Below are 14,392 nucleotides of genomic sequence, written 5' to 3' on the forward strand. Positions count from 1 at the left end.
GGGAGTATAGTCCCATATTTTGATGACACGATGAGGAGACGATAAATGATGAAGCAGTGGATCCGTCTAGCCTTAGCTACCTTACTGATTTTTTCAAGTTTTACGTATATACAGGAGCCACATTCTAAAGCCGCAACGGGTGAAAAGTTTAAGATTTTAGAAATACGTGATGAATGGTCGACGACGAATCGGATTGATCCGGAAACGACAATTGCGTCATTGTCACTATTAAAAGAGTTGAGTACTAGTCAATATGATGTCAAGATGATGACGGTCAAAGAGTTAAATGCGTCCCGTTTTCCATTAGATGGAGCGTTTGATGCGATTGTTTTTGATCCGTCTGTTTTTACAGGATTAGACCGTTATGCTGTAAAAGTTTCTGATACTTCGAAACAGCATAATACAAGTAGAATAGAAAATGACATTACGAAATTAAAAGCAAATGAGATTCTGACGAACTATATTCAAAAAGGACTGCCGGTCTTTTTGCACTCTGATGTGCTGACACATGCAACGAGTAATTTCACTTCGATTTTTAAGCAAAGCATGACATCTGGTGCTGCGATTGCCTACACGGATTCGAAACAAGTCGTCCTCCGACTAAAATCTGAAAAAATCGAGCGACCTCGTTTGAGCAAAGTAGCGGTTTCGCAAGCTGGTCAATCGTTAACATCGGTAGATAAAGCAGCACCGGCTTCACCAGATAAACCAATTGATTTTAATTTTACGCTTGATCAAACTACAGCTAATACACGTGTCCAGTTGTATATTGACTTTAATAGTAATGACCAATTCGATGAGTCAGAGAAAGTCGACGAGAAAGTAGCTACAGTTTCTGGTTCAGTATCGTATCGCTTTGATGCACCGAGCTATACGGGACCACGGAATTGGATGATTCGACTCGTAAGTGAAGATGGGCTGACGGATTATAAGATGGGAAGCTTTTTAATGCAGGACCAAGAAGTTAAAGCGAAAATTTTACAAGTCACGCGTTCTGGAACGACCGGTTCAATCAACGGTTTTATGAACTCAGGAACTTTACTAAAACAAGATGGGTTATATGACTTCAATGTAGAAGTCATTTCTGCGGACACGTTTAATAAAGCGTATGCCAGTAAAAATATAAATACATCCTATGATATGCTGATCTTCGGTTTTCAGGATTCGTATGGTGCAGCTTCACTCAGTGATCCTGCATCAGATGCTATTCTTAACTTCACGAATACAGGGCAAGGATTGATGCTGACACATGATACGATCTTTAGACCGGCACAATCCAGCAAACCAGAGCTATTCTGGGAAACAAAGTTTGTAGATCTCGCAGGTCAAAAGAACTTTACAAACATGGGTTACGCGGCACCTCGAACATCAGGTCAAGCCGTCAAACAAAATGCGGGCGTCATGACTTCCTATCCATTTGCCTTAGCTGATACGGTTGCTATCGCAACGACACACAATCAATACTTTGGTCTGGATCTTGAACAATCGGATTTGATTCCATGGTATAACATCCGGGAAAACAACCTTAGTAGTTCGAATCAGGCTGCCGGAAGAACAATTGGTGATGCGCGCAACCACTATTATATGTATACCAAAGGAAACGTTACGTATTCCGGAGCAGGACATACTTCGAGCTTTAATCAACAACAAGAAAAAGAACTATTCTCAAACACGATGTACCGCGCGTTCATTGGTGCGAACCATAAACCTTTAATAAAGAACATCTTACCAACGGATAAATCAAGTTATCTCGAGAACGAACCGTTGACGATCTCGTATCAAGTCAACGACTACGACCTACAAGATCGTGAGTTGAAGACACGTATCTATATTGATGATGAGAAAGTCTTTGAAAACAATAAGTTGAAAAACAACTCGTTCGTCAGTCAATCATTCGATTCAAAGCTCAAAGGGAAGACGAGTGTGACGATCCGGATTGAAGCAGAAGATCAACGAGGTGCCAAAACAATTGAGACGCGGACCGTTCAAGTCGTTCGTCCAGCTGCGTCTATGCCTTTCGTCCTTTCACGCTCGATTGACCCAGCTACGATTCCAAAAGGGGAAACAGCGGATATCACCTACACCGTCAAAACGTCTCCGATGATGCAAAAGGATGCCATTGGTAACAACGGATACATCATGGGACAATTCTCGGTGACGATGGAAAATATCCTGTTCAACGAACAATTCCCAAGTAATCTTGAAATCTTATCAACGACTGGTCTGACTGGAGCGAATATTACAGGACAGACGATTAAAGGGAGACTCCCGGATATCGAATACGATGAGGCGATTTCAGGTGTTCATAAAGGGGAATGGATCGCAGATCAATCAGAAGTAACATTCACTGTCAAAGTACGTGCCAAAGATAATGCAGGAGTTCATGTACTTGATAAAAAAGATAATACGCTGACATCGACGAAAAACGTCTACCGAGATAAAAAGAACGGAAAAGATAAATCAACAACTGTCACCAATGATCCACAAGCTTTTCCGACGATTGGTTATGCACTAACACCATCCTATGCGACAAGTGCGAAAATTCCGTCCGTCAAGATGGATATCACGACACCATCGTATAAAGTTTTACCGGATATCAGTCCTGTAGGTAGTCAGTACGGCACGTTAAAATGGTCAATCGTAGATTCAGAAATCGCATCCATCGATGAAGCTGGTGTCATCAAGCCGAAAAAAGTCGGGACGACACAGATTAAACTCGTCGTACCAGTCGGAAACGGTAAAGAGTTGACGGCGACTTCTGAACTCGTCATCAATGATGTGTTCGGAGGACTCATCGTCCGCAACGTGCCAGATACGTTATATATTGGCGAAACAAAATCAATGACAGGAATCGCTTCGATGGTTTCGGGAAGCAACACGCCGATTCAGTGGATCATAACGAATGATTCGCGGGTTACGACAAATGGTTTAACTAAGAATACGTTGGAGTTGACAGGAAAGACACCAGGCACAGTCACGGTCAAAGCGGTCGTACCTGCGACAGCTGGAAGCTCGACTTATCTTGCCCAATCAACGACGTATACGATTCAAGTGAAGTTGCCGGAATTATCCGTTTCCCCAAGTAATCTGGAACTGTGGGTTGGATCGAATCAAGATGTAACGGCGACGTTCAATCCGAACTATCCGTTACAATTTACGGCTTCAACTGTTAGTAATGCAATTGAATTGAAACAGACAGCATCGGGTTATACGATCACGGGTAAAGCCGGCACACCAAACGGACCGGTCGAAGCGTTACTAACGTTAACTGATTTCCCGGATACAGTCGCGAAGACACTCGTTCGGGTACGCGAGAACCCACTCGATCTGACAGCTGATGATATCGCAATGACGATGAAAGATGATAAAAAATCACCGGTTCTGCGCTGGTTCCCAGTGACGACGACAGAACGCTTCTATCGCTTAGAAGTGTTTCAGGGTAAGGAATACGTCAAAATTGATCCGACAGGACAAGCGCTACAACCACTTCGTCCAGGTGTGGCACGCATTAAAGTTACAGCATTAAAAGAAAACAAAGATGTGCTCGAAGTCATGAAAGACAATCAAAAAACACCACTAACGACGACATTCAAGGTAACGATTAGTTCTGAAGCAGGAACGTCAGACTTGGATGGAGATGTTTATTAAGAAGTGGAGACGCTATTTATGAAACGCAGACGAATCATTGTCGTCCTCTTGATTTTAATCATTATTGGAATCGGGGGGGGGATATATGTTACGAAATCAAATCAACAAGCAGCACTGGAACAAGGACTGCGTTCAGAAAAACCAGAACAACTTGCGAACGCATTAAAAGATGCTTCTTTATCAACAAAGGAGAAAAATCGTTACATTCGTCGCTTCCAGGAAACACTCGCTTTTGACAAAGCAAACCTCCTTCTTGATGAGCAGACCGTAAAAAATAGAGCGAACTGGTTTTATGCGGCGCAATTCGCGCCGCGTAGCACGGTCGCTGAATGGTTGGCAGAAGGTGCAAAAATCAGTCAACTGAATGCGCAAGGTCAGTCGGTTCTTCATGTGGCAACGAGTGTGAATCGATCGATTGATGCGTATGCTCTTTTGATAAAAAAAGCGTCTAAAAAAGAGCTCAATCGCATCGATGACTTTGGTCATACACCACTTTTTTATGCGACACTGGATCAAAATGAGGCAGCGATTGAACTGTTGTTAGAAGCAGGAGCTGATTCGAATCGTGGGAAAGAGAAACCGGTCTATGAAACGGTCAAACAAAATCGAAAAGATTTGTACGCCATGTTAGAACAGAACGGTGCAACGGTAGAAAGCAAAAAGGTGAAAAAGCTCGCTAAGCAATACCGTGCAACAAAATTCTAGTCAAAAAAGAGTCATTCGTCGCAAGCGAATGACTCTTTTTTATATGTGTTACGGTTGAACGCGTTTTGGTGTTTCGACATACAATTGGACAGCTCGATTGAGTGGAAGTAAGGCTGTTGGATTTTTTAATACTGTCGCATCATACGCCATTCGTAGACGGGATGCTTCAAAGTCAGAGGATTTGTTAGCGACCATCAGTTTTTCGAGTTCTTTTACGTTTGCAGGAAACGCATTTTCAGGTAAGTCCAATTTTCCACGATAGGCGTTGACTTCTAGATTACCCTTCGTAAAAATGCCACCGCGTACATTCATCGTCGAACCTACAGAGTAAATCGTATTTTTTTGATTGTCGTCACTATACAGAAACGCATTTAAATCAGGTGTAGTTGTTTGGGGCGTCGAAAATTTATTGACGCGGTTAATGACAAGATTTCCTTTGCTGAGTAAAATCAATGTATTTTGTTTAGCTGTTGAAGTCAGCCCTTGAATGTTTGCGTCATCCAGACGACTTGTTCCGGTCGCATAAATCGTCGTTGCAAATCCAACATTTCCTCGAATCAGTAAGTTGCCAAGAACGACGAGAGGACGTTTGATCTCGAGCGGCTGGGTCAAAGGATTCAAGGAAGAGATCGTTAAGTTGCCGTTAATGATTAAAGGTTCGAGTGTTTCTTGAACAAGATCATCTGTCAATGTCACAGTATTGTCTGTATTCAATGCTGGACTGATCATTTGTCGCTTCGTATCAAGTTCCGTTAAAAAAGGTCCCGTTAATATAGATTGTGGAATCGAGGAATTTTTTAATGTAGACGCGACTTGTGTAAGAGGCGTATTCACTGGTAATTTCAAGAAATCGTTCAACGCATAGTCAAAATCGAACGGAACGAGTGTTTCTTTCGTTGATACTAGCTCCGTTGCACCTTTCGGATCAAAAATCGTTTTATCACACACGAGGTAATCCCTACACTTCAATAATGGCTGAGTCTTCTCTTGGAAAACGCGTACCTGACCTGCGATGTAGGGAAGTGCTTTAGTATTAGTGAAGATTCCATCCTCGTCGTTGTATTTAAATATCGGGGTCGCAGTTGCTTGCAGGGCGTTGCGAGAAAAAATATTACCTTCGATCAAGGGAGCACCATTTAAGATGACTTGATCATCTGAACCTAACGTATAGTACAAAAAACTAGGAATCGCAGACAAATAGACACGTTGTCGATACGTTTTTTTGATTGCCGGCTGATCACCTTTTTGTTTTGAGACTGTCGCTGTTAAATCAAGCGCTTTGACACGAACGTTCGATGCGGTTTCATTCAGCTTGACGGTCACGTTCGGAACGATTGTTTTTAAGGGTAAAACGATAGAATTATCGATATTCTCAAACAATGCCTGAGAAGAAGTCGTTGGTGAAGTCCCAGTCGTCTTAGAGACGATATTCTGGAGGGAGGCGACTGCTAAATCAAGATCATTTTGTGTCGTCGTCTCGACATCGATATCCGTCTCGCGGATTTCGGTTAGGCGAGTTGACTGTAAACTGATGCCAATCGTCGCAACAGCGAGGACAGACAGGACGGTTAAAGTCACAAGAACGAAAAGTAATGTATAGCCTTGTTCGGATTTACGCATACCGTGTTCCTTTCTGAGTTAAAATCCAATCGTACTCGTGAAGGTCTGAACTTCCTCTTGATCTGTCGATTGAATTGTAGTTGTAATCGATAAAATACCGTGAATGACGTAGCGACCCGGATACGTTCCTGATGTAATGGTTTGATACTCCGGACTCGATAACTTGAACGTTTGAAGTAATTCCGTTTGGTCGTCGATTGACTGTGTCGCTGATTCATACGTTAGTTCGGTACTGTCCAATGTTTGTTCTGCGAACGTATAACGAACGGGTGTCGCTTCTTTCTCTGAAGCAGATGCTTCTTCTGTTGCGTTAAAAGGTTCGAATCCACTGGCACGCTCAAGTAACCCAGTATCGGCGTTCAAGACAGGGAGTGTTCTTTTATAAAACGATAGCTGTTTTGCTTCATCGATCCGAATTGCATCAAATCCACCGATTTCATTTAATATGATACCGACGCGGCTATCAGCTTCACTACGCAGTTCACTGATGATTCCTGTTGCCCGAAAGCTTTTCGTACCAGAGATGAACACAGTCAGGATGACAGCACTGAAAATCGAGGCGATGACGATGGCGACGAGTAGTTCGACGAGCGAGAAGCCGTCATTTTGTTGTCGGAAAACTTTGATTGAGCGTCGCATTCGTAATCGATCCTTTCAATGATGTAATCGGTTCAGTAGTTCCTTCTATGTAGACGAATACATGGAGGTCAAGAAGATTCGGATTAACGACTCCTTCGAGTTTCCGAGGTGTCACACTGTATTTGACTTCAAAGTCAATGTTATTGATTTCAGGATTAGTAAAGATTGATGAACAAATAGCCGATAGTTCACAAGAAGGAGACGTGGGCTCTGGAATGACATATTTTCCATTCAGATAAGTAGCTTTGTCTGCTTGTTTTGATAAAGAACTGAAGGCGAAGGGTTCGTCACTTGTCGCTTCTAAAGCTTCTCGCTTGATATAAGAGGTTGCGTTTTTTGCCAGATAATTCGCGAACGTCAACTCCGTACTGTCGCGTGAGGCAGCTAGTGACTGAGAAAAAATGCTGATCAGAGAGACCGATATGATAGATAAGATCGTAATACTGACTAATACTTCGATTAGCGAAAAACCGCCTTGCTCGCGTTGCATGGATTCACCTCTACTTCATGATAGATGAGGATGAAAGATCCTAAATGATTTTTCTAGAAAATCAAAAACAGCACCTATTCACAGATCATGAGAGGATTTGTCAGGATAGGACTTATGTTTCATCATAATATTCATTATAATGGAAATACTAGGCACCTGAAATGATTAAATTCATACAGAAAGGAAACAGATGATGATTAATCCGAAGCGTTTTGCTATACATACACTTTTGCTGCTAGTACTAGTAGCCCTGATTTACGTACCATCGTTTGCCTTGATTTCCTTTACCGGTAAAGCAACGGCACCTACGACGTTTTCTGAGACGGCACGGATTGGATCGGTTCCAGTCAGCGGCATGGATCGAAAGGAAGCACAATCGAAAGTTGAGAAAGCGATTACGGAGTGGACGAAGAAAACGCCGCTGACGACTGGAACGGGAGAAGAGACGACCCCGATTCCAACAGAAGTCGTGACGATCAACGCCGCTGATTCTGTTAAAAAAGCTTCTTTGAAAAAGGGTGGAGACTTGATGGTGACGGTAAATGAAGCGTCGCTTGAGAATTTTCTGGCGACACAGCCGATCAGTTACTCGGATGAGCAACTCGTTGCCTTTAAGACATGGTTAATCGATACGAGCAAAACATTGCAGGAAGGAAACTTTGATCCTGTTCAATCGGAAGCTGCAGTCGATCCAACAGGGGAGGTCGTCTCGACGGTTTCATTCTCGACACGTTCTGCTGCTGAAGAACAGATGATCACGGCAATGATGAATGTCGAAATCAAGCCGGGACAATTGATGAATGTCAAGACGTACGGCATGGATGCAGTCGCAGGATCGTATGTCGGTAGCAAGCTATACGAACTGTTCGCAAAGACACCATTTGAAATCGTCGAACGGATGCCGCATGCGGCATTACCAGACGGCGTCACACTAGGATATGACGTCAAAATTGATGAGAAAACAGATTTTGCTGTTCGTAATACACAAGCATCCATCTATCGTGTCATTGCGACCCAAAACGGGAGCGATGTCACGCTTGAATTGCGAGGCACACCGTTCAAGGAAACGGTCACGACCGTTCTTGAAGGCGAAAAAACGATTCCATTCCGGACGATCACACGTTATTCTGCAACGCTTACGGCAGGAACGACGAGCGATACACAAGCGGGAGAAGAAGGGAAATCGATTGAAGTCTATCGCGTGACGAAGACGGCTCAAGGTGAGAAGAAGCAGTTATTGTCTCTTGATTTCTACAGCGCCATCCCGGCAATCGTCACAAAGAGTAGTCAAGAAGAACAAGCACCTGTCGTCGTACCTGAACCGGAAGATGACACGAACTCTGATGATTCTACGGATACGAATGATTCCAATGATTCAACGAAAACAGATGATACAGACAATCAAACGACGGATGAACCGCAGACAGATGGCGTCGAGACGCCGGATACACCAACGTCTCCGACAAGTCCGACGTCACCTGATACACCTGATAGTAACGAAACGGGTGATCCTGCTTCACCAGTAGAAGGTGAAACAACAGGAGAACCTGTCGGATAAGAAGGAGGAAACAAGATGAACTGGACGACGATAGCAATTGAACTAGGTATCATCATCGGTCTAGCGACAATCATCTGCGGTCTGATGTTTGCGGTGACGATCCCTTACGTGACGACTGTGACGACAAAAGCGATTTTATCCGTTGCGGCGATCTTGATCGTGACGTTGATCTATTTCAGTATTCAACTCGACTGGATCACGAACCCACTCGTTCTCGCCGGGATTGTCGTCTTATGTCTGTTGACCGCAGTCGTGACAAGTGTAGTTGATGAAAAACATCAAAAACCGGATGTGTTAGAGGAAGAAGAAACATGGCACGCGGAAGGATGACACGTTAAATGGCAATGAAACGAAAACGTTTAGGGGAAATGTTGATCGAAGAAAGCCTCGTGACGGAGCAACAAGTCGAAGAGGCGTTGACGGTCAAACGATCGACCGAAAAACTCGGGGATGCACTGCTTCGACTTGGTCACTTGACGGAACAACAATTACTAGAGGCACTGCATCATCAATTGAAGATTCCAATCATCCAGTTGTACAACTATCCAGTTGACGTCGCCGTCACGAAACTGATTTCAAAAGACCTCGCACAGCGACATACACTCGTTCCAGTTTACCGGGAAGGAAATCGTTTATTCATAGCTATGGCGGATCCGATGGATTTGATCGCGATCGATGATTTGCGGATGCAGACCGGTCTATCCATTGATGTCGGAATCGCGACGCGTGACGAAATCAGACGAACGATTCTGAAATACTACGACATTGATTCGTCGTTACGGGAGCTACTCGAATCCGATGACATGATGGAGTCGGATCAATCCCGTGATGTCGTGACACGCGAAGATGCACCCATCATCCGGCTCGTCAATCAAATTCTAGAGAACGCGATTGCTCAGCGTGCATCCGATATTCATATGGATCCGCAGGAAACGTCGATGACGATCCGGATTCGGATTGATGGAGAACTACGAACGGAGAACAATTATCCGAAGCAGATCCAAAGCATTCTGACGACCCGGATCAAAGTCATGAGTGAACTTGATATCACTGAGTCACGCTTGCCACAGGATGGACGGATTAAATATGTCTTTAACGGATTACCATATGATTTCCGTGTCTCGACCTTGCCAACTGTTTACGGTGAGAAGGTCGTTATCCGGATTCTTGACAGCTCGAACTCGAACATCTCGATTTCAAAAATCGGTTTTAGTTCGCGGAATGAATCACAGTTCCGGGAGATGCTGAAGCGCCCGAACGGCATCATCTTGATCACCGGTCCGACTGGGTCCGGGAAATCATCGACGTTGTATGCCGCGTTAAATGAGTTGAATGACGAGTCACGCAACATCATCACTGTTGAAGATCCGGTCGAGTATCAAGTCGATGGAATCAACCAAGTTCAAGTCAACGCGAAGATTGGGTTGACGTTTGCGAGTGGTCTTCGCTCGATTCTTCGTCAGGATCCGAACGTCGTCATGGTCGGGGAGATTCGCGACATCGAGACGGCTGAGATTTCGATTCGTGCTTCGCTAACAGGACACTTGGTTCTTTCGACTTTACACACGAACTCTGCCGTTAGTTCGATCACGCGATTGATTGACATGGGGGTCGAACCGTTCCTTGTTGCTGCTTCTGTCAGTGGATTGATTGCACAACGACTTGTTCGCCGTGTCTGCCGTGATTGTGGCGAAGTCCATCCGATTTCGAAACGAGAACAAGAGTTATTTGATCAAGAAGGAATCGAAGCGACGACGGTCATGCGTGGACGTGGTTGCTCGTCTTGTAATATGACGGGGTACCGTGGACGGGTTGCGATTCAAGAGGTCATCATGATTGATGAAGTGTTACGCCGGATGATCATGAATCAATCGACGGAAAGTGACATCACAGCGTACGTTAAGGAGCAAGGACAACGATTCCTGCTTGCAGATGGTCTATCAAAGGTCGCAGAAGGGATCACGACGACAGAAGAGATTTTACGGACGGTGATTTCAGAATGAATAGTACGATGGAACGAGCACAAATCGAAGATATCTTACGTTCGTCGAAAGAACGAGGAGCGTCCGATGTTCACTTGACGGCGGGATCACCACCCGTCTTTCGAATCAACGGAACGTTGACACCGTTTGGGACAGAAAAGATGAAACCGATCATCATTGATGGATTTGTCAGGTCTTTGATTACAGAAGAGATGTACCAACAGCTGAAACAGGACCGAGACATCGACTTTTCATTCGGTGTGACCGGTGTTGCCCGGTACCGGGTCAATTGTTTTTATCAACGGGGCGCTTTGTCAATGGCGTTTCGGACGATTCCGACAGAAGTACCGACACTTGAACAACTGGCGCTTCCGCCTGTCTTAAAACGATTCTTAACGAAACCACACGGGTTGATTCTCGTGACGGGTCCGACGGGTTCCGGGAAATCGACGACGCTTGCAGCGATGATTAATGAAATCAATCAGACGATGTATAAACGGATCATTACGCTCGAAGATCCGATTGAATACTTACATAGTCATCATAAAAGCCTAATCGATCAGCGAGAAATCGGGATCGATGCGCCGCGCTTTGCAACCGGCTTACGTTCAGCGCTCCGTCAAGATCCAGATGTCATTTTGCTCGGTGAGATGCGGGACCTTGAGACGATTGCGACCGCCGTGACGGCAGCGGAGACGGGTCACCTCGTCTTTGCAACGGTCCATACGTCGACGGCTGCCTCAACAGTCAGCCGAATCATCGATGTTTTCCCGTCAGAGCAACAAGATCAGATTCGAGCTCAACTGGCGAACGTCCTTGCGGGTGTCATCTCGCAACGCTTGATGCCGCGTTCAGACGGCACAGGACGCGTCGCTGCCCTTGAGATCATGGTCGATACACCAGCTGTCTCGAACTTGATTCGGACCGGTAAGGAATATCAGATTCAATCCGTCTTGCAGACGGGTAAACAATACGGCATGCAGACGATGCAGATGGCATTGCAGGATCTCGTCAGTCGGGGATTGATTCCGGCTTCTGCTGCATCACCGTACATATCGGGGTGAACACATGGCAGTATTCATTTATGAAGGTCGGACGATTGCCGGCAAACGAAAGAAAGGCAAGATTACAGCATTGACGAAACGAGAAGCCGCAGAACGATTGCGGACGGATCAGATTGCTGTGATTTCGCTTCAAAAGCAAGAGTCGAAAGGATTAAACACCGAGATTACGTTTCTCAGTGCAAAACCGAAAATTGAACATCTCGTCATGTATGCGCGTCAGTTCGCGACACTCGTAAGGTCTGGTGTCTCAATCGTCAAGGCGACGGAAATTCTGCGGAAGCAGACGGAGTCGAAACCACTCGAACGGGCACTCGTTGAGGTCGAAGATGACTTACGGAGTGGGATTCAGTTTTCGCAAGCGATTGAAAAACATCCACGGGTCTTTGATACATTCTTCGTCAGTATGGCGATGGCGGGAGAGGCAAGTGGGAATCTCGAGGAAGCACTTGATAACATCGTCACCCAGCTTGAAAAACAATATGAAATCAAACGGAAAGTCATCTCGGCATTGATCTACCCAGCGGTCGTTTCACTCGTTGCCGTTGGGGTCGTCGTCTTCTTGATGATGAACGTCGTACCGACGTTTGCATCGATCTTTGATCAGCTTGGTAGTGAGTTGCCTTTGATCACGAAGCTCGTCGTTGCCGTATCGGATTTCTTCGTCGCGTACTGGTGGGTCATGTTGTTAATTGCTTTTGGATTTGTTGGATTGCTGTACTTTAATTTAAAAAACGAACGCCAACGACTATTTTTTGATCGCTTTTTATTAATTATTCCCGTTTTTGGTCCCCTGATCCAAAAGTCGCAGATTGCCTTGATGACCCGGGGGCTGTCTGTCCTGCTTAATGCTTCCGTCCCAATTTTAGCTTCACTCGATATCACGGAGCGGATCGTGACGAATCGGATCATCCGGAAAGGGATTGCCGACGCTAATGAAGCGATGGCACGTGGCATTCCGATGCACGAACCACTTGAGAAAAACAAATATTTTCCACCTCTCGTCACGCAGATGATTGCGATCGGGGAAGAGTCAGGACGTCTTGATACGATGCTGACGGAAGTCGCGAACTTCTATGAGACAGAAGTCGAGACGACGACAGACCGTTTAAAGTCAATCATTGAGCCACTCTTGATCGTTGTCTTAGCAGCAATCGTTGGTGTCATCGTCATTGCCGTCGTCGTACCGATGTTTAAGATTTACTCAGATATACAAGCGAGTTGACAATTGTAAAAACATTTACCTGATGTGAAAAAAAGACATATTCTACAAAAAATATGGTGCTACTATAATAGTATTCATCTGGATAGTATTACCTACTAGCCAAAAACAGTGAAAAAGTACTAGGGAGGCATAACTAAAATGGTAGAACGTTTAAAAGAAATCTGGTTAGATGCAAAACAAATGCGCGATGAGCGCGGGTTGACGTTAATCGAGTTACTCGTCGTCGTCGTTATTTTAGGAATCATTGCTGCGATCGCAGTCGTCGCAATTGGTGGATTGATTGAGAACTCACGTAAAGACGCACAAGTATCGAATGCGAAACAACTTGTGAGTGCAGCGAAATTAAAAGCTTCTGCTGATGCAGCTGGGATTAAAAATAATGAGACTCTGACTTATACTGCATCAGGCACTGAAGGGGCTTTGAATAACTATATTGACTCGCTCAAAGATCCGATGAATAGTGATAAAGATTATAAGACTGCTTCAGTTACTGTGGGTAAAACAGCTTCTGGAAAGTTCACTTATGCAGTAACTTTGATCGGTGAAGATACAACTTATTTCAATGGAGCATCTGATAGTGAATTAAAAAGAGATAATGTTGCAAAATCTACAACACCTGCTAGTAATGATGGCAAATAATATTAAAAATAATTTATACCCCCTCCTCGGGGGTTTTTTTCTGAACTTTTTTGAAAGGGAGGTCGTGTCATGACGATCGTCTTCACGGTTTATTTTTTCTTGTTAGGCTTACTCATCACGTCGTTTACGAACGTCGTCGGTCTGCGCGTCCCGGTCGGGGAGTCGATTGTTCATCCGCGCTCCCATTGTCCGACGTGTGGACATGTTCTTGGACCGCTCGAACTAACACCGGTACTCGGTTATGCTGTACTTGGTGGGAAGTGCCGCTCTTGCGGACAATCGATTTCAATCAAGTATCCAGCGCTTGAATTACTCGGAGGTATTCTTTACGCGTATGCCTTTTGGCAGTTCGGCTGGTCGATGGAACTCGCGTTGACGCTCGTCCTGACGAGCTTGCTGTTCATCCTGACGATGTCGGACTTAGCCTACATGCTGATCCCGAATAAAATTTTGCTCATCTTTTTGCCGATTGCCTTGATTGTGCGCTACCTTTCTCCACTCGAAAACTGGTATAATCCAATTATTGGTGGAATCGTCGGATTCGTTCTATTATTCGTCATCTTTCTTGCTTCCCGGCGTGGTATGGGGGCAGGGGATGTCAAACTGTTCGGACTGCTCGGAATCTTCCTTGGACCGCTTCACGTCGTCATTGCCTTGTTCGTCTCGGCATTCGTCGGTTCCGTCTTAGGATTAACGTTACTTGGACTCGGACGTGTGAAACGGAAACAGCCGATCCCCTTTGTTCCGTCGATTGCCGTCGGAACCCTACTGACATATTATTTTGCGGATGATTGGGTGTCGTGGTACCTCGATTTACTGCTTTAA

The 14,392-nt window shown here is 44.9% G+C and carries 12 protein-coding genes; 9 read left to right on the top strand and 3 right to left on the bottom strand.

Going from position 1 to position 14,392, the window contains the following annotated elements:
• Positions 1-45: 45 nt before the first annotated feature.
• Complete coding sequence (locus HZS85_RS03250) at positions 46-3,648, top strand: GEVED domain-containing protein (RefSeq protein ID WP_251137794.1); 3,603 nt, start codon at positions 46-48, stop codon at positions 3,646-3,648.
• An 18-nt stretch (positions 3,649-3,666) separates the two neighbouring features.
• Positions 3,667-4,353, top strand: coding sequence for an ankyrin repeat domain-containing protein (locus tag HZS85_RS03255; protein WP_214853006.1), 687 nt, complete (start codon positions 3,667-3,669; stop codon positions 4,351-4,353).
• 48 nt (positions 4,354-4,401) lie between these two features.
• Here HZS85_RS03255 and HZS85_RS03260 read toward each other — a convergent pair whose 3' ends face one another.
• From HZS85_RS03260 to HZS85_RS03270, 3 genes are read right to left on the bottom strand one after another with little or no spacing between them, the layout of a single operon-like run.
• Positions 4,402-5,973 carry a type IV pilus modification PilV family protein gene (locus tag HZS85_RS03260; RefSeq protein ID WP_214853009.1) on the bottom strand — a complete coding sequence of 524 codons (1,572 nt, stop codon included), beginning with the start codon at positions 5,971-5,973 and terminating at the stop codon, positions 4,402-4,404.
• Between the two features lie 18 nt (positions 5,974-5,991).
• Positions 5,992-6,612 carry a prepilin-type N-terminal cleavage/methylation domain-containing protein gene (locus HZS85_RS03265; protein WP_214853012.1) on the bottom strand — a complete coding sequence of 207 codons (621 nt, stop codon included), beginning with the start codon at positions 6,610-6,612 and terminating at the stop codon, positions 5,992-5,994.
• A complete protein-coding gene (locus tag HZS85_RS03270; protein ID WP_214853014.1) occupies positions 6,575-7,102 on the bottom strand; it encodes a prepilin-type N-terminal cleavage/methylation domain-containing protein in 528 nt (175 codons plus the stop codon). Before HZS85_RS03270 ends, HZS85_RS03265 begins: the two co-directional genes overlap by 38 nt.
• Before the next feature lie 190 nt (positions 7,103-7,292).
• Here HZS85_RS03270 and HZS85_RS03275 point away from each other — a divergent pair, with 190 nt between their 5' ends.
• From HZS85_RS03275 to HZS85_RS03305, 7 genes are all read left to right on the top strand, one after another.
• On the top strand, positions 7,293-8,660 hold the full coding sequence (locus HZS85_RS03275; protein WP_251137795.1) for a G5 domain-containing protein: 1,368 nt from the start codon (positions 7,293-7,295) through the stop codon (positions 8,658-8,660).
• A 15-nt stretch (positions 8,661-8,675) separates the two neighbouring features.
• Positions 8,676-8,990: a hypothetical protein gene (locus HZS85_RS03280; protein ID WP_214853017.1), complete on the top strand. Its 315-nt coding sequence runs from the start codon at positions 8,676-8,678 to the stop codon at positions 8,988-8,990.
• 8 nt (positions 8,991-8,998) lie between these two features.
• Complete coding sequence (locus HZS85_RS03285; RefSeq protein WP_214853019.1) at positions 8,999-10,663, top strand: GspE/PulE family protein; 1,665 nt, start codon at positions 8,999-9,001, stop codon at positions 10,661-10,663.
• Between the two features lie 8 nt (positions 10,664-10,671).
• Positions 10,672-11,706 carry a type IV pilus twitching motility protein PilT gene (locus HZS85_RS03290; RefSeq protein ID WP_251137796.1) on the top strand — a complete coding sequence of 345 codons (1,035 nt, stop codon included), beginning with the start codon at positions 10,672-10,674 and terminating at the stop codon, positions 11,704-11,706.
• Positions 11,707-11,710: 4 nt separating this feature from the next.
• Entirely contained in the window at positions 11,711-12,928 is a 1,218-nt protein-coding gene (locus HZS85_RS03295) for a type II secretion system F family protein (RefSeq protein ID WP_214853023.1), read from the top strand.
• A 138-nt stretch (positions 12,929-13,066) separates the two neighbouring features.
• Complete coding sequence (locus HZS85_RS03300; RefSeq protein ID WP_214853025.1) at positions 13,067-13,567, top strand: type II secretion system protein; 501 nt, start codon at positions 13,067-13,069, stop codon at positions 13,565-13,567.
• 69 nt (positions 13,568-13,636) lie between these two features.
• Positions 13,637-14,392, top strand: a complete 756-nt coding sequence (locus HZS85_RS03305) for a prepilin peptidase (protein ID WP_035406466.1) — start codon at positions 13,637-13,639, stop codon at positions 14,390-14,392.

The sequence above is a fragment of the Exiguobacterium sp. s130 genome (assembly GCF_018619055.1).
In the GTDB taxonomy this organism is placed as follows: Bacteria; Bacillota; Bacilli; order Exiguobacteriales; family Exiguobacteriaceae; genus Exiguobacterium_A.

Coding starts and splice junctions, on each gene's coding strand:
- HZS85_RS03300 (WP_214853025.1), top strand. CDS start 13,067: ATGGTAGAACGTTTAAAAGAAATCTGGTTAGATGCAAAACAAATGCGC.
- HZS85_RS03305 (WP_035406466.1), top strand. CDS start 13,637: ATGACGATCGTCTTCACGGTTTATTTTTTCTTGTTAGGCTTACTCATC.
- HZS85_RS03260 (WP_214853009.1), bottom strand. CDS start 5,973: ATGCGTAAATCCGAACAAGGCTATACATTACTTTTCGTTCTTGTGACT.
- HZS85_RS03280 (WP_214853017.1), top strand. CDS start 8,676: ATGAACTGGACGACGATAGCAATTGAACTAGGTATCATCATCGGTCTA.
- HZS85_RS03255 (WP_214853006.1), top strand. CDS start 3,667: ATGAAACGCAGACGAATCATTGTCGTCCTCTTGATTTTAATCATTATT.
- HZS85_RS03285 (WP_214853019.1), top strand. CDS start 8,999: ATGGCAATGAAACGAAAACGTTTAGGGGAAATGTTGATCGAAGAAAGC.
- HZS85_RS03295 (WP_214853023.1), top strand. CDS start 11,711: ATGGCAGTATTCATTTATGAAGGTCGGACGATTGCCGGCAAACGAAAG.
- HZS85_RS03265 (WP_214853012.1), bottom strand. CDS start 6,612: ATGCGACGCTCAATCAAAGTTTTCCGACAACAAAATGACGGCTTCTCG.
- HZS85_RS03290 (WP_251137796.1), top strand. CDS start 10,672: ATGGAACGAGCACAAATCGAAGATATCTTACGTTCGTCGAAAGAACGA.
- HZS85_RS03275 (WP_251137795.1), top strand. CDS start 7,293: ATGATGATTAATCCGAAGCGTTTTGCTATACATACACTTTTGCTGCTA.
- HZS85_RS03250 (WP_251137794.1), top strand. CDS start 46: ATGATGAAGCAGTGGATCCGTCTAGCCTTAGCTACCTTACTGATTTTT.
- HZS85_RS03270 (WP_214853014.1), bottom strand. CDS start 7,102: ATGCAACGCGAGCAAGGCGGTTTTTCGCTAATCGAAGTATTAGTCAGT.